This is a genomic window from Pseudomonas sp. LBUM1671 (assembly GCF_059695685.1).
Genome location: NZ_CP166782.1, coordinates 5,618,231 through 5,637,971, shown reverse-complemented (window position 1 = coordinate 5,637,971; position 19,741 = coordinate 5,618,231). Strand labels below are relative to the sequence as shown.

At 54.5% G+C, this 19,741-nt stretch carries 12 protein-coding genes, 6 tRNA genes and 2 rRNA genes; all 20 read left to right on the top strand.

Going from position 1 to position 19,741, the window contains the following annotated elements; genetic code table 11:
- The first annotated feature begins 35 nt into the window (after window positions 1-35).
- The 20 genes from ACA060_RS26140 (at window position 36) to rpoC (ending at window position 19,650) form a co-directional block, all read left to right on the top strand.
- A tRNA-Ile gene (locus ACA060_RS26140) sits at window positions 36-112 on the top strand.
- Window positions 113-139: 27 nt separating this feature from the next.
- Window positions 140-215 (top strand) — tRNA-Ala (locus ACA060_RS26135).
- A 250-nt stretch (window positions 216-465) separates the two neighbouring features.
- A 23S ribosomal RNA gene (locus ACA060_RS26130) occupies window positions 466-3,357 on the top strand.
- A 160-nt stretch (window positions 3,358-3,517) separates the two neighbouring features.
- Window positions 3,518-3,633, top strand: a 5S ribosomal RNA gene (gene rrf, locus ACA060_RS26125).
- Between the two features lie 133 nt (window positions 3,634-3,766).
- A complete protein-coding gene (gene birA, locus ACA060_RS26120; RefSeq protein WP_497314031.1) occupies window positions 3,767-4,726 on the top strand; it encodes a bifunctional biotin--[acetyl-CoA-carboxylase] ligase/biotin operon repressor BirA in 960 nt (319 codons plus the stop codon).
- Window positions 4,716-5,465, top strand: a complete 750-nt coding sequence (locus ACA060_RS26115) for a pantothenate kinase (RefSeq protein ID WP_109635262.1) — start codon at window positions 4,716-4,718, stop codon at window positions 5,463-5,465. The genes birA and ACA060_RS26115 overlap by 11 nt, the downstream gene beginning before the upstream one ends.
- Window positions 5,466-5,472: 7 nt before the next feature.
- Window positions 5,473-5,913, top strand: a complete 441-nt coding sequence (locus tag ACA060_RS26110; RefSeq protein ID WP_497314029.1) for a hypothetical protein — start codon at window positions 5,473-5,475, stop codon at window positions 5,911-5,913.
- A 142-nt stretch (window positions 5,914-6,055) separates the two neighbouring features.
- Window positions 6,056-6,140: transfer RNA gene (locus ACA060_RS26105), tRNA-Tyr, on the top strand.
- 24 nt (window positions 6,141-6,164) lie between these two features.
- A tRNA-Gly gene (locus ACA060_RS26100) sits at window positions 6,165-6,238 on the top strand.
- A gap of 26 nt (window positions 6,239-6,264) precedes the next feature.
- A tRNA-Thr gene (locus ACA060_RS26095) sits at window positions 6,265-6,340 on the top strand.
- 83 nt (window positions 6,341-6,423) lie between these two features.
- Window positions 6,424-7,617 (top strand): elongation factor Tu, encoded by a 1,194-nt coding sequence (gene tuf, locus ACA060_RS26090; RefSeq protein WP_010467251.1) that lies wholly within the window; start codon window positions 6,424-6,426, stop codon window positions 7,615-7,617.
- Between the two features lie 53 nt (window positions 7,618-7,670).
- A tRNA-Trp gene (locus ACA060_RS26085) sits at window positions 7,671-7,746 on the top strand.
- Window positions 7,747-7,791: 45 nt separating this feature from the next.
- Complete coding sequence (gene secE / locus ACA060_RS26080; RefSeq protein WP_131062048.1) at window positions 7,792-8,160, top strand: preprotein translocase subunit SecE; 369 nt, start codon at window positions 7,792-7,794, stop codon at window positions 8,158-8,160.
- Between the two features lie 9 nt (window positions 8,161-8,169).
- Window positions 8,170-8,703: a transcription termination/antitermination protein NusG gene (nusG, locus tag ACA060_RS26075; RefSeq protein ID WP_007896622.1), complete on the top strand. Its 534-nt coding sequence runs from the start codon at window positions 8,170-8,172 to the stop codon at window positions 8,701-8,703.
- A gap of 117 nt (window positions 8,704-8,820) precedes the next feature.
- Window positions 8,821-9,252: a 50S ribosomal protein L11 gene (gene rplK, locus ACA060_RS26070; RefSeq protein ID WP_003210097.1), complete on the top strand. Its 432-nt coding sequence runs from the start codon at window positions 8,821-8,823 to the stop codon at window positions 9,250-9,252.
- A complete protein-coding gene (gene rplA / locus ACA060_RS26065) occupies window positions 9,252-9,947 on the top strand; it encodes a 50S ribosomal protein L1 (protein WP_007896626.1) in 696 nt (231 codons plus the stop codon). Before rplK ends, rplA begins: the two co-directional genes overlap by 1 nt.
- A gap of 198 nt (window positions 9,948-10,145) precedes the next feature.
- Complete coding sequence (gene rplJ / locus ACA060_RS26060) at window positions 10,146-10,646, top strand: 50S ribosomal protein L10 (protein ID WP_010467255.1); 501 nt, start codon at window positions 10,146-10,148, stop codon at window positions 10,644-10,646.
- A gap of 80 nt (window positions 10,647-10,726) precedes the next feature.
- Window positions 10,727-11,092 carry a 50S ribosomal protein L7/L12 gene (gene rplL, locus ACA060_RS26055; protein ID WP_010467258.1) on the top strand — a complete coding sequence of 122 codons (366 nt, stop codon included), beginning with the start codon at window positions 10,727-10,729 and terminating at the stop codon, window positions 11,090-11,092.
- Window positions 11,093-11,312: 220 nt separating this feature from the next.
- Window positions 11,313-15,386 carry a DNA-directed RNA polymerase subunit beta gene (gene rpoB, locus ACA060_RS26050; RefSeq protein WP_497314027.1) on the top strand — a complete coding sequence of 1,358 codons (4,074 nt, stop codon included), beginning with the start codon at window positions 11,313-11,315 and terminating at the stop codon, window positions 15,384-15,386.
- 64 nt (window positions 15,387-15,450) lie between these two features.
- Window positions 15,451-19,650: a DNA-directed RNA polymerase subunit beta' gene (gene rpoC, locus ACA060_RS26045; RefSeq protein ID WP_007896632.1), complete on the top strand. Its 4,200-nt coding sequence runs from the start codon at window positions 15,451-15,453 to the stop codon at window positions 19,648-19,650.
- Window positions 19,651-19,741: the final 91 nt, after the last annotated feature.

The following is a 19,741-nucleotide window of genomic DNA, read 5'->3' as shown; positions in this document are numbered from 1 at the left end:
CATTGAAGAAGACGATAAAGAAGCAGCCCGAAATTGGGTCTGTAGCTCAGTTGGTTAGAGCGCACCCCTGATAAGGGTGAGGTCGGCAGTTCGAATCTGCCCAGACCCACCAATTTTGTGTGGGAACCTGTAGAAATACGGGGCCATAGCTCAGCTGGGAGAGCGCCTGCCTTGCACGCAGGAGGTCAACGGTTCGATCCCGTTTGGCTCCACCACTACTGCTTCTGTTTGTTGAAAGCTTAGAAATGAGCATTCCATTGTGATGATGGTGAATGTTGATTTCTAGTCTTTGGATTAGATCGTTCTTTAAAAATTTGGGTATGTGATAGAAAGATAGACTGAACGTTACTTTCACTGGTAACGGATCAGGCTAAGGTAAAATTTGTGAGTTGCTCTTAATTGAGTATTATCGAATTTTCGGCGAATGTCGTCTTCACAGTATAACCAGATTGCTTGGGGTTATATGGTCAAGTGAAGAAGCGCATACGGTGGATGCCTTGGCAGTCAGAGGCGATGAAAGACGTGGTAGCCTGCGAAAAGCTTCGGGGAGTCGGCAAACAGACTTTGATCCGGAGATGTCTGAATGGGGGAACCCAGCCATCATAAGATGGTTATCTTAAGCTGAATACATAGGCTTAAGAGGCGAACCAGGGGAACTGAAACATCTAAGTACCCTGAGGAAAAGAAATCAACCGAGATTCCCTTAGTAGTGGCGAGCGAACGGGGACTAGCCCTTAAGTGGCTTTGAGATTAGCGGAACGCTCTGGAAAGTGCGGCCATAGTGGGTGATAGCCCTGTACGCGAAAATCTCTTAGTCATGAAATCGAGTAGGACGGAGCACGAGAAACTTTGTCTGAATATGGGGGGACCATCCTCCAAGGCTAAATACTACTGACTGACCGATAGTGAACTAGTACCGTGAGGGAAAGGCGAAAAGAACCCCGGAGAGGGGAGTGAAATAGATCCTGAAACCGTATGCGTACAAGCAGTGGGAGCCCACTTTGTTGGGTGACTGCGTACCTTTTGTATAATGGGTCAGCGACTTATTTTCAGTGGCGAGCTTAACCGAATAGGGGAGGCGTAGCGAAAGCGAGTCTTAATAGGGCGTCTAGTCGCTGGGAATAGACCCGAAACCGGGCGATCTATCCATGGGCAGGTTGAAGGTTGGGTAACACTAACTGGAGGACCGAACCGACTACCGTTGAAAAGTTAGCGGATGACCTGTGGATCGGAGTGAAAGGCTAATCAAGCTCGGAGATAGCTGGTTCTCCTCGAAAGCTATTTAGGTAGCGCCTCATGTATCACTGTAGGGGGTAGAGCACTGTTTCGGCTAGGGGGTCATCCCGACTTACCAAACCGATGCAAACTCCGAATACCTACAAGTGCCGAGCATGGGAGACACACGGCGGGTGCTAACGTCCGTCGTGAAAAGGGAAACAACCCAGACCGTCAGCTAAGGTCCCAAAGTTATGGTTAAGTGGGAAACGATGTGGGAAGGCTTAGACAGCTAGGAGGTTGGCTTAGAAGCAGCCACCCTTTAAAGAAAGCGTAATAGCTCACTAGTCGAGTCGGCCTGCGCGGAAGATGTAACGGGGCTCAAACCATACACCGAAGCTACGGGTATCACTTAGGTGATGCGGTAGAGGAGCGTTCTGTAAGCCTGTGAAGGTGAGTTGAGAAGCTTGCTGGAGGTATCAGAAGTGCGAATGCTGACATGAGTAACGACAATGGGTGTGAAAAACACCCACGCCGAAAGACCAAGGTTTCCTGCGCAACGTTAATCGACGCAGGGTTAGTCGGTCCCTAAGGCGAGGCTGAAAAGCGTAGTCGATGGAAAACAGGTTAATATTCCTGTACTTCTGGTTATTGCGATGGAGGGACGGAGAAGGCTAGGCCAGCTTGGCGTTGGTTGTCCAAGTTTAAGGTGGTAGGCTGGAATCTTAGGTAAATCCGGGATTCTAAGGCCGAGAGCTGATGACGAGTGTTCTTTTAGAACACGAAGTGGTTGATGCCATGCTTCCAAGAAAAGCTTCTAAGCTTCAGGTAACCAGGAACCGTACCCCAAACCGACACAGGTGGTTGGGTAGAGAATACCAAGGCGCTTGAGAGAACTCGGGTGAAGGAACTAGGCAAAATGGCACCGTAACTTCGGGAGAAGGTGCGCCGGTGAGGGTGAAGCATTTACTGCGTAAGCCCATGCCGGTCGAAGATACCAGGCCGCTGCGACTGTTTATTAAAAACACAGCACTCTGCAAACACGAAAGTGGACGTATAGGGTGTGACGCCTGCCCGGTGCCGGAAGGTTAATTGATGGGGTTAGCTAACGCGAAGCTCTTGATCGAAGCCCCGGTAAACGGCGGCCGTAACTATAACGGTCCTAAGGTAGCGAAATTCCTTGTCGGGTAAGTTCCGACCTGCACGAATGGCGTAACGATGGCGGCGCTGTCTCCACCCGAGACTCAGTGAAATTGAAATCGCTGTGAAGATGCAGTGTATCCGCGGCTAGACGGAAAGACCCCGTGAACCTTTACTATAGCTTTGCACTGGACTTTGAATTTGCTTGTGTAGGATAGGTGGGAGGCTTTGAAGCGTGGACGCCAGTTCGCGTGGAGCCAACCTTGAAATACCACCCTGGCAACTTTGAGGTTCTAACTCAGGTCCGTTATCCGGATCGAGGACAGTGTATGGTGGGTAGTTTGACTGGGGCGGTCTCCTCCTAAAGAGTAACGGAGGAGTACGAAGGTGCGCTCAGACCGGTCGGAAATCGGTCGTAGAGTATAAAGGCAAAAGCGCGCTTGACTGCGAGACAGACACGTCGAGCAGGTACGAAAGTAGGTCTTAGTGATCCGGTGGTTCTGTATGGAAGGGCCATCGCTCAACGGATAAAAGGTACTCCGGGGATAACAGGCTGATACCGCCCAAGAGTTCATATCGACGGCGGTGTTTGGCACCTCGATGTCGGCTCATCACATCCTGGGGCTGAAGCCGGTCCCAAGGGTATGGCTGTTCGCCATTTAAAGTGGTACGCGAGCTGGGTTTAGAACGTCGTGAGACAGTTCGGTCCCTATCTGCCGTGGACGTTTGAGATTTGAGAGGGGCTGCTCCTAGTACGAGAGGACCGGAGTGGACGAACCTCTGGTGTTCCGGTTGTCACGCCAGTGGCATTGCCGGGTAGCTATGTTCGGAATAGATAACCGCTGAAAGCATCTAAGCGGGAAACTAGCCTCAAGATGAGATCTCACTGGGACCTTGAGTCCCCTGAAGGGCCGTCGAAGACTACGACGTTGATAGGTTGGGTGTGTAAGCGCTGTGAGGCGTTGAGCTAACCAATACTAATTGCCCGTGAGGCTTGACCATATAACACCCAAGCAATTTGCTGACCTGAAAAGGCACCAGATTGCGGTGTGTGAAGACGAAACGAACCGAAAGTTCGAGATACTCACAAAACACCAAGCTGTCACATACCCATTCGCTGGAGCGTGAACCCGCAAGGGCCCATGACCTGGCTACCGAATTTCTTGACGACCATAGAGCATTGGAACCACCTGATCCCATCCCGAACTCAGCAGTGAAACGATGCATCGCCGATGGTAGTGTGGGGTTTCCCCATGTGAGAGTAGGTCATCGTCAAGATTAAATTCCGAAACCCCAATTGCGAAAGCAGTTGGGGTTTTGTTTTGTCCGCAGGAAATCTAGCCCTCGGGGTTTCTATGCAACGGCTCGGGGCATGGCTATCATGCGGGCCTCATTGTGAGGCGAGACTTGCATGCTGACGTTGTTAAAGCTTCTTAAGGATGGCAAGTTCCATTCGGGTCAGGCCCTGGGCATCGCCCTGGGTATCAGTCGTAGTGCGGTATGGAAGCAGCTACAGCATTTGGAGGCTGAGCTCGGCTTGTCCATTCACAAGGTGCGCGGTCGTGGTTATCAATTGGCTGCGCCATTGACGCTGCTTGATCCTGTCGACATAAAAGAACAGGCGCCCTCGTGTGGCTGGCCTATTCTGCTCTTCCACTCAATTGACTCTACTAACGCTGAAGCTCTGCGCGCAATTGAGCGTGGCCAGGCCGCGCCCTTTTTGGTGCTTTCCGAGCGGCAGACTGCGGGGCGCGGCCGGCGTGGACGAAATTGGGCCAGTCCTTTCGCGGAAAACATCTATTACAGTCTCGTATTACGCATCGAAGGTGGTATGCGTCAGCTTGAAGGGCTGAGTCTTGTGGTTGGGCTTGCTGTTATGCAAGCCTTGAGAGATCTCGGCATTCCGGGCGCGGGGTTGAAGTGGCCAAACGATGTTTTGGTTGGCCAGAAAAAGATTGCCGGGATATTGCTCGAGTTGGTGGGTGATCCTGCTGATGTGTGTCATGTGGTGCTGGGTGTTGGAATTAATGTGAACATGCAGGCGACCGATGAGATTGATCAGCAGTGGACATCCATGCGGCTGGAGGCGGGCAGGATGTTTGATCGCAATCACCTCGTCGCGCATTTAGGATTGATGCTTCAGAAGTATCTGGCTCGCCATCAGGTCGATGGTTTTTCCGCCATCCAGCGGGAATGGGAACAGAACCACCTTTGGCACGGGCGCGAAGTCACGCTGATTGCTGGAGTTAGCCAGATAGATGGTGAGGTGTTGGGTGTCGACAGTCAGGGTGCCTTGCGCTTGAAGGTAAATGGTGTGGAAAAAGTATTTAGTGGTGGTGAGCTCAGCCTGAGGTTGCGTGATGATTCTTGAGCTCGACTGCGGAAACAGTTTCATAAAGTGGCGTGTTCTCCATGCGGATGCCAAACGGGTGTTTGGTGAGGGCGTGGTGGATTCGGATCTCGCATTGCTGGAAAGCCTGAACAGGCTTGAAGGGCTGGCCCTCAAACAGTGCCGGCTGGTCAGCGTCAGAACGACCGAAGAGACTGCGGCGTTGACATCTCTTCTGGCGAAAGCGTTCTCTGTGTCCGCGATATGCGCGGCGCCGGCGCGTGAAATGGCTGGTGTGCGAAATGGATACGAGGAGTTCGAGCGGTTGGGGCTTGATCGCTGGCTGGCGATGCTCGGTGGATTTAACCTGGCCGCAGGAGCATGCCTGGTGCTCGATTTTGGCACCGCTGTGACTGCTGACTTCATTGCGGGAGATGGAGAGCATCTTGGCGGGTTTATTTGCCCAGGCATGCCTTTGATGCGCAACCAGTTACGAACCCATACCCGCAAGATTCGCTATGGCGATATTGCTGCCGAGCGCGCGCTGGAAAGCCTTGCTCCTGGCCGCACAACGGTCGAGGCGGTTGAGCGAGGATGTTCGCTTATGTTGAGGGGCTTCGTCCTGACTCAGCTGGAAATGGCGCGTGGTTATTGGGGGGAAGATTTTGCTGTATTTCTCACCGGAGGTGATGCAGCGCTCGTCTCTGAAATCGTACCTGATGCCAGGCGGGTTCCAGACCTGGTGTTTGTAGGTCTGGCGATGGCATGTCCTTTGTCTTGAGGTTTTTATGCGTTGGTTGTTCCTTTTGCTGCTTGTGCTCAATGTCTTCTATTACATCTGGCATCAACAAGAGGCGCCGCTGCGTGCGAAAGATGTAACGCCTTTGAGTTTGTATCGAGGATCGCAGCAGGACATTCGCTTGTTGAGCGAGGCGACTGATACGGCTCGTGAGAAAGGGAAGTCGGCATCAGTGGGCAGTGGATGTCTCTATTTGGGTGGCTTCACTCGTCAAGAGACCGTGCAAGCTGCTGAGCGACGATTGAGCGGGATGGAAATCAGGTTTCAATCCTTGCCGAAAGACTCTTCAGATTCGGTGGGTTACTGGGTCCGCATAGCGCCCGAAAGCCGGCGTTTAGTGGATGATCTTCAGCTGCTAAACCTTTCCAAAGATTTCAATGAGTTAAAACATAAAATAATGCCCTGCGAGGGGGTTGCGCCTGCGGAATAGTTTGCATAGAATGGCGCCCGCTTCGCAGTGAAGACCTTTAGCGGTCAACGGTGCAAGGCGGTGTCAACGCAGCTAACCTCAGGTTTTTAATGAGAAAATGCTTGACAGAAGGTCGGCATGATATAGAATGCCGGCTCGCTTAGGAGGGGTTCCCGAGCGGCCAAAGGGATCAGACTGTAAATCTGACGTCTACGACTTCGAAGGTTCGAATCCTTCCCCCTCCACCATTTTTAGCGAGAGCTGCAAGCTCCGCGGGTATAGTTTAGTGGTAGAACCTCAGCCTTCCAAGCTGATGATGCGGGTTCGATTCCCGCTACCCGCTCCAAGTTCGCAGGTCCTGCAAAGCGTTACGCTCTTGTAGCTCAGTTGGTAGAGCACACCCTTGGTAAGGGTGAGGTCAGCGGTTCAAATCCGCTCAAGAGCTCCATATAACAAGGCAGATATGAAAATATCTGCCTTTGTTTTAATGGTTGGTATTACTGCTTAATTTTTCTGCTGGGGGTTGCTTCGATGGCTAAGGAAAAGTTCGAACGTAATAAGCCGCACGTCAACGTAGGCACCATTGGTCACGTCGACCATGGTAAAACTACCCTGACCGCTGCGCTGACCCGTGTCTGCTCCGAAGTGTTCGGTTCGGCAAAGGTTGATTTCGACAAGATCGATAGCGCCCCAGAAGAAAAAGCACGTGGTATCACCATTAACACTGCTCACGTTGAATACGATTCGGCCGTGCGTCACTACGCACATGTGGACTGCCCAGGTCATGCCGACTACGTAAAGAACATGATTACCGGTGCTGCTCAGATGGATGGTGCTATCCTGGTTTGCTCGGCCGCTGATGGTCCGATGCCGCAAACTCGTGAGCACATTCTGTTGTCCCGTCAGGTTGGCGTTCCGTACATCGTTGTCTTCCTGAACAAGGCTGACATGGTTGACGACGCTGAGCTGCTGGAGCTGGTTGAGATGGAAGTGCGCGATTTGCTGAGCACTTACGACTTCCCGGGTGACGACACTCCGATCATCATCGGTTCGGCGCTGATGGCGTTGAATGGTCAAGACGACAACGAGATGGGTACTACTGCCGTCAAGAAGTTGGTCGAGACTCTGGATACTTATATTCCGCAGCCTGAGCGTGCTATTGATAAGCCGTTCCTGATGCCGATCGAGGATGTGTTCTCGATCTCCGGTCGCGGCACTGTTGTGACTGGTCGTGTTGAGCGTGGCATTGTCCGCATTCAGGAAGAAGTTGAGATTGTTGGTCTGCGTGACACTGTCAAAACTACTTGCACTGGTGTTGAGATGTTCCGCAAGCTGCTCGACGAAGGTCGTGCTGGCGAGAACTGCGGCGTTCTGCTGCGCGGTACCAAGCGTGATGATGTTGAGCGTGGCCAGGTTCTGGTCAAGCCAGGCACCGTCAAGCCGCATACCAAGTTCACTGCTGAGGTTTACGTTCTGAGCAAGGAGGAGGGTGGGCGTCATACCCCGTTCTTCAAAGGTTACCGTCCACAGTTCTACTTCCGTACTACTGATGTGACTGGTAACTGCGAATTGCCAGAAGGCGTTGAAATGGTGATGCCAGGTGACAATATTCAGATGACTGTCACTCTGATCAAAACTATCGCGATGGAAGATGGCTTGCGTTTCGCTATCCGTGAAGGCGGTCGTACCGTCGGTGCTGGTGTCGTAGCCAAAGTTATCGAGTAAATTGTTGTAATGTCTTTTTCGGGCCGGCATAATGGTCGGCCTGATTTTGTTTTAGGTCAGTAGCTCAATTGGCAGAGCGACGGTCTCCAAAACCGTAGGTTGGGGGTTCGATTCCCTCCTGACCTGCCAGATTCACTTGGTGTGTCTGGCTTTCTTTTCACAGGATCTTCATAGATGACTCCTAAAGCTGAAGCTCAAGGCTCTCGCTTCGATCTGCTCAAGTGGCTAGTAGTAGTCGCTTTGGTGATTGTTGGCGTTGTTGGCAATCAGTATTACTCTGCTTCGCCGATCCTGTACCGCGTACTTGCATTGCTCGCCATTGCTGCTGTAGCTGCCTTTGTAGGCCTGCAGACAGTCAAGGGCAAGTCTTTCTTTGTACTGGTTAAGGAAGCGCGCACTGAGATTCGTAAAGTCGTATGGCCAACTCGCCAAGAAACCACGCAGACCACGTTGATCGTTGTGGCTGTTGTTCTGGTTATGGCGTTGCTGTTGTGGGGGCTTGATTCCCTGCTCGGCTGGCTTGTTTCCTTGATTGTCGGCTAAGGGTGTCCCGTGGCTAAGCGTTGGTACGTTGTGCATGCTTACTCCGGTTACGAGAAGCATGTCATGCGCTCGTTAGTAGAGCGCGTAAAGCTGGCTGGCATGGAAGATGGCTTTGGCGAAATTCTGGTTCCCACTGAAGAAGTGGTTGAAATGCGTAATGGCCAGAAACGCAAAAGCGAGCGCAAGTTCTTCCCAGGTTATGTGCTGGTTCAGATGGACATGAACGAGGGTACTTGGCACTTGGTCAAGGATACTCCTCGGGTGATGGGTTTCATCGGCGGTACCGCTGATAAGCCTGCACCGATCACAGATAAAGAGGCAGAAGCGATTCTGCGTCGCGTTGCTGATGGTAGCGACAAGCCGAAGCCGAAGACGTTGTTCGAGCCAGGTGAGTCGGTACGTGTCAATGACGGTCCGTTTGCCGATTTCACCGGTACGGTCGAAGAAGTTAACTACGAAAAGAGCCGGATCCAAGTGGCAGTGCTCATTTTCGGTCGCTCTACTCCGGTAGAGTTAGAGTTCAGCCAGGTCGAAAAGGTCTAGCTGAGCAAGCATCCCAACCCCGCAGCCCTAGGCTGTGGGGTTTTGTCGTCACTGGGATAAACGCGCAAGTAACCGGGGAGCCTTTCGAGGCGTTCGAACCCGTAATTGGAGTGCCTCATGGCCAAGAAGATTACCGCTTACATCAAGCTGCAAGTGAAGGCCGCTCAGGCTAACCCAAGCCCACCTGTTGGTCCTGCTTTGGGTCAGCACGGCGTGAACATCATGGAATTCTGCAAGGCTTTCAACGCCCGTACTCAGGGTATTGAGCCAGGTCTGCCGACTCCAGTGATCATCACTGTCTACAGCGACCGTAGCTTCACTTTCGAAACCAAATCCACCCCTGCTTCGGTTCTGCTGAAGAAGGCGGCCGGTCTGACTAGCGGTTCCGCTCGTCCGAACACCGTTAAGGTTGGCACCGTGACCCGTGCTCAGCTGGAAGAAATCGCGAAAACCAAAAACGCGGATCTGACTGCAGCTGATATGGACGCAGCCGTGCGTACTATCGCCGGTTCTGCTCGTAGCATGGGCCTTAACGTGGAGGGTGTGTAATGGCTAAGTTGACCAAGCGTCAAAAGGCTATCGCCGGCAAAATCGAAGCAGGCAAGTCCTACAACTTTGTAGACGCTGCTGCTCTGCTGGCTGAGCTGTCGACTGTCAAGTTCAGCGAGTCGTTCGACGTTGCTGTGAACCTGGGTGTTGACCCGCGTAAATCTGACCAGGTTGTTCGTAGCGCTACTGTGCTGCCACACGGCACTGGCAAGACCGTTCGCGTAGCTGTGTTCACCCAGGGTCCAGCTGCTGAGGCCGCTCTGGCTGCCGGCGCTGACCGTGTAGGTATGGACGACCTGGCTGCCGAAATGAAAGGCGGCGACCTGAACTATGACGTCGTTATCGCATCCCCGGATGCCATGCGCGTTGTGGGTCAGTTGGGTCAGATCCTGGGCCCACGTGGCCTGATGCCTAACCCTAAAGTCGGCACCGTAACGCCAGACGTAGCCACCGCGGTTAAAAACGCCAAGGCTGGTCAGGTTCGTTATCGCACCGACAAAAACGGCATCATTCACACCTCCGTTGGCAAAGTCGGCTTTGATGCCGTCAAGCTGAAGGAAAACGTTGAAGCCCTGATCGCTGATCTGAAGCGTATCAAGCCAGCTTCCTCGAAAGGTATTTATGTCAAGCGCGTTACCCTGAGCACCACCATGGGTCCAGGTCTGGTCATCGACCAAGGCTCGCTCGACGCGTAAGACACAGATTGGCGCAAGTGATTGCGCCAATTGAAAGATTGGGGTCCCTGCCTGGCGGGGGCTATCCAAGACCGTAGGCGACGCAAGTCTTAAACCACAAGCCTACGCAGATGGTGCTCCCGGTTCCTTACCGAATCAGACACCAAAACGACATCTGGCCTCGGTTGGATGAAACGGTAACAAGCAGGAGTTTTTCCCGTGGCAATTAAACTTGAAGACAAGAAGGCCATCGTCGCTGAAGTCAACAAGGCTGCCCAAGTTGCTCTGTCCGCTGTCGTGGCTGATGCCCGTGGCGTAACAGTAGGCGCTATGACCGGACTCCGTAAAGAGGCTCGTGAAGCTGGCGTTTACGTACGTGTTGTACGTAACACCCTGCTCAAGCGCGCCGTTGCTGGCACTCAATATGACGTGCTCAACGACGTGTTCACCGGCCCGACCTTGATTGCATTCTCCAAAGAACATCCGGGTGCTGCTGCCCGTATCTTCAAAGAGTTCGCAAAAGGTCAGGATAAGTTCGAGATCAAGGCAGCTGCGTTCGAGGGCAAGTTCCTCGCGGCTAATCAGATCGACGTACTGGCAAGCCTGCCGACCCGTGACGAAGCAATTTCTCAGCTGATGAGCGTGATTCAAGGCGCAACCAGCAAATTGGCTCGTACTCTGGCGGCTCTTCGCGACCAGAAAGAAGCCGCTGCAGCCTAAGGCTGAGCGACACCTTTCAGCGTTTATTGTTTATTTCGATGGCCGCGTAGGCTGTCACCCCAATACAGGAATTTATAGTCATGTCTCTGACTAACGACCAAATCATCGAAGCAATCGGCGAAAAATCCGTTCTGGAAATCGTTGAGCTGATCAAGGCCATGGAAGAGAAGTTCGGCGTTTCTGCTGCCGCTGCTTCCGCTGGTCCAGCTGCTGTCGCTGCTGTTGTTGAAGAACAAACTGAATTCAACGTCATGCTGCTGGAAGCTGGCGAGAAGAAAGTTAACGTGATCAAGGCAGTACGTGAGCTGACCGGTCTGGGCTTGAAAGAAGCCAAGGCTGTAGTTGACGGCGCTCCGGGCATGGTTCTGGAAGCTGTTTCGAAAGACGCAGCTGACAAAGCCAAAGCCACTCTGGAAGAAGCAGGCGCCAAAGTCGAGCTGAAGTAAGCATCGACTTTGCTCCTCCAGCCCGAGCGTTAAGCGAAAGGCTGATGGCTGGTGGCTCTTGCCACCGGCCTTTTTCCGTTATTGGCAGCCGACTGGGTCGGTGCTGGTAACGAGCTGTAACCACCCGATGCGGTGGCGCAAACCATGGGGTTTGCACGATTTTCTGGCTGCTCCCGTCGGGAGGGGCCAAACAAGCAGGTGACCAAGCTGGGGAACGCTGATGGCTTACTCATATACTGAGAAAAAACGTATCCGCAAGGACTTTAGCAAGTTGCCGGACGTCATGGATGTGCCGTACCTCCTGGCCATCCAGCTGGATTCGTATCGTGAATTCTTGCAAGCGGGAGCGACTAAAGATCAGTTCCGCGACGTGGGCCTGCATGCGGCCTTCAAATCCGTTTTCCCGATCATCAGCTACTCCGGCAATGCTGCGCTGGAGTACGTCGGTTATCGCCTGGGCGAACCGGCATTTGATGTCAAAGAATGCGTATTGCGCGGTGTAACTTACGCCGTACCTTTGCGGGTAAAAGTGCGCCTGATCATTTTCGACAAAGAATCGTCGAACAAAGCGATCAAGGACATTAAAGAGCAAGAAGTCTACATGGGTGAAATCCCCCTGATGACTGAGAACGGTACCTTCGTAATCAACGGTACCGAGCGTGTAATCGTTTCCCAGCTGCACCGTTCCCCGGGCGTGTTCTTCGACCACGACCGTGGCAAGACGCACAGCTCCGGTAAACTGCTGTACTCCGCGCGCATCATTCCTTACCGCGGTTCGTGGCTGGACTTCGAGTTCGACCCGAAAGACTGCGTGTTCGTGCGTATCGACCGTCGTCGCAAGCTGCCTGCATCGGTACTGCTGCGCGCGCTCGGCTATACCACTGAAGAAGTGCTCGACGCGTTCTACACCACCAACGTTTTCCACCTGAGCGGCGAAACCCTCAGTCTGGAACTGATTGCTTCGCGTCTGCGTGGTGAAATCGCTGTACTTGATATTCAGGACGAGAAGGGCAAGGTCATCGTTGAGGCAGGTCGCCGTATTACTGCGCGCCACATCAACCAGATCGAAAAAGCCGGTCTCAAGACCCTGGAAGTGCCTCTGGACTACGTCCTGGGTCGCACTACCGCCAAGGCCATCGTGCATCCGGCAACCGGCGAAATCCTGGCAGAGTGCAACACCGAGCTGAACACCGAGATCCTGGCGAAAGTCGCCAAGGCCCAGGTTGTTCGCATCGAAACTCTGTACACCAACGATATCGACTGCGGTCCGTTCGTCTCCGACACCCTGAAGATCGACTCCACCAGCAACCAATTGGAAGCGCTGGTCGAGATCTATCGCATGATGCGTCCAGGCGAGCCGCCAACCAAAGACGCTGCCGAGACTCTGTTCAACAACCTGTTCTTCAGCCCTGAGCGCTACGACCTGTCTGCGGTCGGCCGGATGAAGTTCAACCGTCGTATCGGTCGTACCGAAATCGAAGGTTCGGGCGTGTTGTGCAAAGAAGACATCGTCGCGGTTCTGAAGACTCTGGTCGACATCCGTAACGGTAAAGGCATCGTCGATGACATCGACCACCTGGGTAACCGTCGTGTTCGCTGCGTAGGCGAAATGGCCGAGAACCAGTTCCGCGTTGGCCTGGTACGTGTTGAGCGTGCGGTCAAAGAGCGTCTGTCGATGGCTGAAAGCGAAGGCCTGATGCCGCAAGACCTGATCAACGCCAAGCCAGTGGCTGCGGCGGTGAAAGAGTTCTTCGGTTCCAGCCAGCTTTCCCAGTTCATGGACCAGAACAACCCGCTGTCCGAGATCACCCACAAGCGTCGTGTGTCTGCACTCGGCCCTGGCGGTTTGACTCGTGAGCGTGCTGGCTTTGAAGTTCGTGACGTACACCCGACTCACTACGGTCGTGTATGCCCGATTGAAACGCCGGAAGGTCCGAACATCGGTCTGATCAACTCCCTGGCCGCTTATGCGCGCACCAACCAGTACGGCTTCCTCGAGAGCCCGTACCGTGTGGTGAAAGACGCTCTGGTCACCGACGAGATCGTGTTCCTGTCTGCCATCGAAGAAGCTGACCACGTGATCGCTCAGGCTTCGGCCACGATGAACGACAAGAAAGTCCTGATCGACGAGTTGGTAGCTGTTCGTCACTTGAACGAGTTCACCGTCAAGGCGCCGGAAGACGTCACCTTGATGGACGTATCGCCGAAGCAGGTAGTTTCGGTTGCAGCGTCGCTGATCCCGTTCCTCGAGCACGATGACGCCAACCGTGCGTTGATGGGTTCGAACATGCAGCGTCAAGCTGTACCAACCCTGCGCGCTGACAAGCCGCTGGTCGGTACTGGCATGGAGCGTAACGTAGCCCGTGACTCCGGCGTTTGCGTCGTGGCTCGTCGTGGCGGCGTGATCGATTCCGTCGACGCCAGCCGTATCGTGGTTCGTGTTGCTGATGACGAAGTTGAAACCGGCGAAGCTGGTGTCGACATCTACAACCTGACCAAGTACACCCGCTCCAACCAGAACACCTGCATCAACCAGCGTCCGCTGGTGCGTAAAGGTGATCGGGTTCAGCGTAGCGACATCATGGCCGACGGTCCGTCCACCGACATGGGTGAACTGGCTCTGGGTCAGAACATGCGCATCGCGTTCATGGCGTGGAACGGCTTCAACTTCGAAGACTCCATCTGCCTGTCCGAGCGTGTGGTTCAGGAAGACCGCTTCACCACGATCCACATTCAGGAACTGACCTGTGTGGCACGTGACACCAAGCTTGGACCAGAGGAAATCACTGCAGACATCCCGAACGTGGGTGAAGCTGCACTGAACAAGCTGGACGAAGCCGGTATCGTTTACGTAGGTGCTGAAGTTGGCGCAGGCGACATCCTGGTTGGTAAGGTCACTCCGAAAGGCGAGACCCAGCTGACTCCGGAAGAAAAACTGCTGCGTGCCATCTTCGGTGAAAAAGCCAGCGACGTTAAAGACACCTCCCTGCGCGTGCCTACCGGCACCAAGGGTACTGTCATCGACGTACAGGTCTTCACCCGCGACGGCGTCGAGCGTGATGCTCGTGCACTGTCGATCGAGAAGACTCAACTCGACGAGATCCGCAAGGACCTGAACGAAGAGTTCCGTATCGTTGAAGGCGCCACTTTCGAACGTCTGCGTTCCGCTCTGGTCGGCCACAAAGCCGAAGGCGGCGCCGGCCTGAAGAAAGGTCAGGACATCACCGACGAAGTTCTCGACGGTCTTGAGCATGGTCAGTGGTTCAAACTGCGCATGGCTGAAGATGCTCTGAACGAGCAGCTCGAGAAGGCTCAGGCCTACATCGTTGATCGCCGCCGTCTGCTGGACGACAAGTTCGAAGACAAGAAGCGCAAACTGCAGCAGGGCGATGACCTGGCTCCAGGCGTGCTGAAAATCGTCAAGGTTTACCTGGCAATCCGTCGCCGCATCCAGCCGGGCGACAAGATGGCCGGTCGTCACGGTAACAAAGGTGTGGTCTCCGTGATCATGCCGGTTGAAGACATGCCGCACGATGCCAATGGCACCCCGGTCGACGTCGTCCTCAACCCGTTGGGCGTACCTTCGCGTATGAACGTTGGTCAGATCCTTGAAACCCACCTGGGCCTCGCAGCCAAAGGTCTGGGCGAGAAGATCAACCGGATGATCGAAGAGCAGCGCAAAGTCGCCGAGCTTCGTAAATTCCTCGACGAGATCTACAACCAGATCGGCGGTCGTAACGAAGATCTGGATAGCTTCTCCGACCAGGAAATCCTGGATCTGGCGAAGAACCTGCGTGGCGGCGTTCCAATGGCCACTCCAGTGTTCGACGGTGCCAAGGAAAGCGAAATCAAGGCCATGCTGAAACTGGCAGACTTGCCAGAAAGCGGCCAGATGCAGCTGACCGACGGCCGTACCGGCAACAAGTTCGAGCGCCCGGTTACTGTTGGCTACATGTACATGCTGAAGCTGAACCACTTGGTAGACGACAAGATGCACGCTCGTTCTACCGGTTCGTACAGCCTGGTTACCCAGCAGCCGCTGGGTGGTAAGGCGCAGTTCGGTGGTCAGCGTTTCGGGGAGATGGAGGTCTGGGCACTGGAAGCATACGGTGCTGCTTACACTCTGCAAGAAATGCTCACAGTGAAGTCGGACGATGTGAACGGCCGTACCAAGATGTACAAAAACATCGTGGATGGCGATCACCGTATGGAGCCGGGCATGCCCGAGTCCTTCAACGTGTTGATCAAGGAAATTCGTTCCCTCGGCATCGATATCGATCTGGAAACCGAATAACACGTGACGCGAATCGAGAGCGGGGCAGGATTGCCCGCTCTCTGCTCCGCCAGGAGGAAAGGCCTTGAAAGACCTACTGAATTTGCTGAAAAACCAGGGTCAAGTCGAAGAGTTCGACGCCATCCGTATTGGATTGGCATCGCCTGAGATGATCCGTTCGTGGTCGTTCGGTGAAGTTAAAAAGCCGGAAACCATCAACTACCGTACGTTCAAACCAGAGCGTGACGGCCTGTTCTGCGCCAAGATCTTTGGCCCGGTAAAGGATTACGAGTGCCTGTGCGGTAAGTACAAGCGCTTGAAGCACCGTGGTGTGATCTGCGAGAAGTGCGGTGTTGAAGTCGCGCTGGCCAAAGTTCGTCGTGAGCGCATGGCGCACATCGAGCTGGCCTCGCCAGTTGCCCACATCTGGTTCCTGAAATCGCTGCCGTCGCGTATCGGCTTGCTGATGGACATGACCCTGCGTGATATCGAACGCGTTCTCTACTTCGAGAGCTATGTCGTTATCGATCCAGGCATGACCACCCTTGAAAAAGGTCAGCTGCTGAACGACGAGCAGTACTTCGAAGCGCTGGAAGAGTTCGGCGACGATTTCGATGCCCGTATGGGTGCCGAAGCTGTCCGTGAACTGCTGCACGCTATCGACCTGGAGCACGAGATTGGCCGTCTGCGCGAAGAAATTCCGCAAACCAACTCCGAAACCAAAATCAAGAAGCTGTCCAAGCGTCTGAAGTTGATGGAAGCCTTCCAGGGTTCCGGCAACCTTCCAGAATGGATGGTGCTGACCGTTCTGCCGGTTCTGCCGCCAGATCTGCGTCCACTGGTCCCGCTGGATGGCGGTCGCTTCGCGACTTCCGACCTCAACGATCTATATCGTCGAGTGATCAACCGTAACAACCGCTTGAAGCGTCTGCTCGATCTGTCCGCTCCGGACATCATCGTGCGCAACGAAAAGCGTATGTTGCAGGAAGCCGTCGACGCACTGCTCGACAACGGTCGTCGTGGCCGCGCTATCACCGGTTCCAACAAGCGTCCTCTGAAATCCCTGGCTGACATGATCAAGGGTAAGCAGGGTCGTTTCCGTCAGAACTTGCTCGGTAAGCGTGTTGACTACTCCGGTCGTTCGGTAATTACCGTAGGTCCGACCCTGCGTCTGCACCAGTGCGGTCTGCCGAAGAAAATGGCTCTCGAACTGTTCAAGCCGTTCATTTTCGGCAAGCTGGAAATGCGTGGTCTCGCTACCACCATCAAAGCTGCCAAGAAGATGGTCGAGCGCGAACTGCCAGAGGTTTGGGATGTTCTCGCTGAAGTAATTCGCGAACACCCGGTTCTCCTCAACCGTGCACCGACCCTTCACCGTCTGGGTATCCAGGCGTTTGAACCGGTACTGATCGAAGGTAAGGCTATCCAGCTGCACCCTCTGGTCTGTGCCGCGTACAACGCCGACTTCGACGGCGACCAAATGGCCGTGCACGTACCGCTGACACTGGAAGCTCAGTTGGAAGCGCGTGCGTTGATGATGTCGACCAACAACATTCTGTCGCCAGCCAACGGTGAGCCAATCATCGTTCCGTCGCAGGACGTTGTATTGGGTCTGTACTACATGACTCGTGAAGCGATCAACGCCAAAGGCGAAGGTCGTGTGTTCGCGGATCTGCAGGAAGTTGACCGTGTGTTCCGTGCCGGCGAAGCCGCACTGCACGCCAAGGTTAAAGTGCGGATCAACGAAACCGTTAACGATCGTGACGGTGGCAGCGTCAAGAACACCCGTATCGTCGACACCACTGTCGGCCGTGCGCTGTTGTTCCAGGTTGTTCCACCTGGCCTGTCGTACGACGTCGTCAACCAGCCGATGAAGAAAAAGGCGATCTCCAAGCTGATCAACCAGTGCTACCGCGTGGTTGGTTTGAAAGAGACCGTGATCTTCGCTGACCAGTTGATGTACACCGGTTTTGCCTATTCGACCATTTCCGGCGTTTCCATCGGTGTTAACGACTTCGTTATCCCGGATGAAAAAGCCCGCATCATCGGTGCTGCTACCGACGAAGTGAAAGAGATCGAAAGTCAGTACGCCTCCGGCCTGGTAACCCAGGGCGAGAAGTACAACAAAGTGATCGACCTTTGGTCCAAGGCGAACGACGAAGTTTCCAAGGCGATGATGGCCAACCTCTCGAAAGAGAAAGTCATCGACCGTCATGGCGTCGAAGTCGACCAGGAATCGTTCAACTCGATGTACATGATGGCCGACTCGGGCGCACGGGGTTCTGCTGCACAGATCCGTCAGCTCGCCGGTATGCGTGGCCTGATGGCCAAGCCGGACGGTTCCATCATTGAAACGCCGATTACTGCGAACTTCCGTGAAGGTTTGAGCGTACTTCAGTACTTCATCTCCACTCACGGTGCTCGTAAAGGTTTGGCGGATACCGCGTTGAAAACTGCGAACTCCGGTTACCTGACTCGTCGTCTGGTAGACGTGGCGCAGGATCTGGTTGTGACCGAGATCGATTGCGGCACCGAACATGGCCTGGTAATGACTCCGCACATTGAAGGCGGTGACGTTGTTGAGCCGTTGGGTGAGCGCGTATTGGGTCGTGTCATTGCCCGTGACGTGTTCAAGCCAGGTACCGAAGAAATCATCGTTCCAGCCGGTACGTTGGTAGACGAGAAGTGGGTCGAGTTCATCGAGCTGAACAGCATCGACGAAGTGATCGTGCGTTCGCCGATCAGCTGCGAAACCCGCTACGGCATTTGCGCCAAGTGCTACGGCCGTGACCTGGCTCGTGGTCACCAGGTGAACATCGGTGAAGCGGTCGGCGTTATCGCTGCCCAGTCCATCGGTGAGCCGGGTACCCAGCTGACCATGCGTACGTTCCACATCGGTGGTGCGGCAAGCCGGACCTCCGCAGCCGACAGTGTTCAGGTGAAGAATGGCGGTACCGTCCGTCTGCACAACCTGAAGCACGTTGAGCGAGTGGATGGCTGCCTGGTTGCTGTGTCCCGTTCCGGTGAGCTGGCAATCGCTGATGACTTCGGTCGTGAGCGCGAGCGTTACAAGCTGCCGTACGGTGCTGTGATTTCGGTTAAAGAAGGTGACAAGGTCGACGCTGGCGCAATCGTGGCCAAGTGGGATCCGCACACTCACCCAATCGTTACCGAAATGAAAGGTACCGTGACCTACGTGGGCATGGAAGAAGGCATCACGATCAAGCGTCAGACTGACGAATTGACCGGTATGACCAACATTGAAGTGCTCGATGCCAAAGACCGTCCAGCTGCCGGTAAAGATATCCGCCCTGCTGTGAAGATGGTTGATGACAACGGCAAGGATCTGTTGCTGCCAGGCACTGACGTTATCGCTCAGTACTTCCTGCCAGCCAACGCCTTGGTCGGTGTTGCGGATGGTGCGAAAATTGCGATCGGTGATGTTATCGCTCGTATTCCGCAAGAGACTTCGAAGACCCGTGACATCACCGGTGGTCTGCCGCGTGTTGCCGACTTGTTCGAAGCCCGTCGTCCGAAAGAAGCCTCGATTCTGGCTGAAGTCAGCGGCACCATCGCGTTCGGTAAAGAGACCAAAGGCAAGCGCCGTCTGGTTATTACCCCGAACGACGGTAGCGATCCGTACGAAGAGCTGATTCCGAAGTGGCGTCACCTGAACGTCTTCGAAGGCGAACAGGTAAACCGCGGCGAAGTTATCTCCGACGGCCCGAGCGATCCACACGACATCCTGCGTCTGTTGGGTGTGAGTGCGCTGGCCAAGTACATCGTGAACGAGATCCAGGACGTTTACCGTCTGCAAGGCGTGAAGATCAACGACAAGCACATCGAGACCATCCTGCGTCAGATGCTGCGTAAAGTTGAAATCGCTGAATCCGGCGATTCCAGTTTCATCAAGGGCGACCAGATGGAATTGACTCACGTTCTGGTAGAGAACGAGCGTCTGGCTGGCGACGAGAAATTCGTTTCCAAGTTCACTCGCGTGCTGTTGGGTATCACCAAGGCGTCGTTGTCCACCGAATCGTTCATCTCGGCGGCTTCCTTCCAGGAAACCACTCGCGTACTGACCGAAGCGGCGGTAACCGGCAAGCGCGATTACCTGCGCGGCCTGAAAGAAAACGTGGTCGTGGGTCGTCTGATCCCGGCGGGTACCGGTCTGGCTTATCACAGCGAGCGTAAGCGCCGCCGTGACGCTGACAAACCGTTGCGCGTAAGCGCCAGTGAAGTGGAAGCTGCACTGACCGAAGCGCTGAACTCGAGCGGTAACTGAGTTCTGCGGTAAATGAGCGTAAGGCCCTGGCCGTTCCGTTCATCGAATCGAGACAATTTGTCGAGGTTGGATGAGCGGGGAGGTCGGGGCC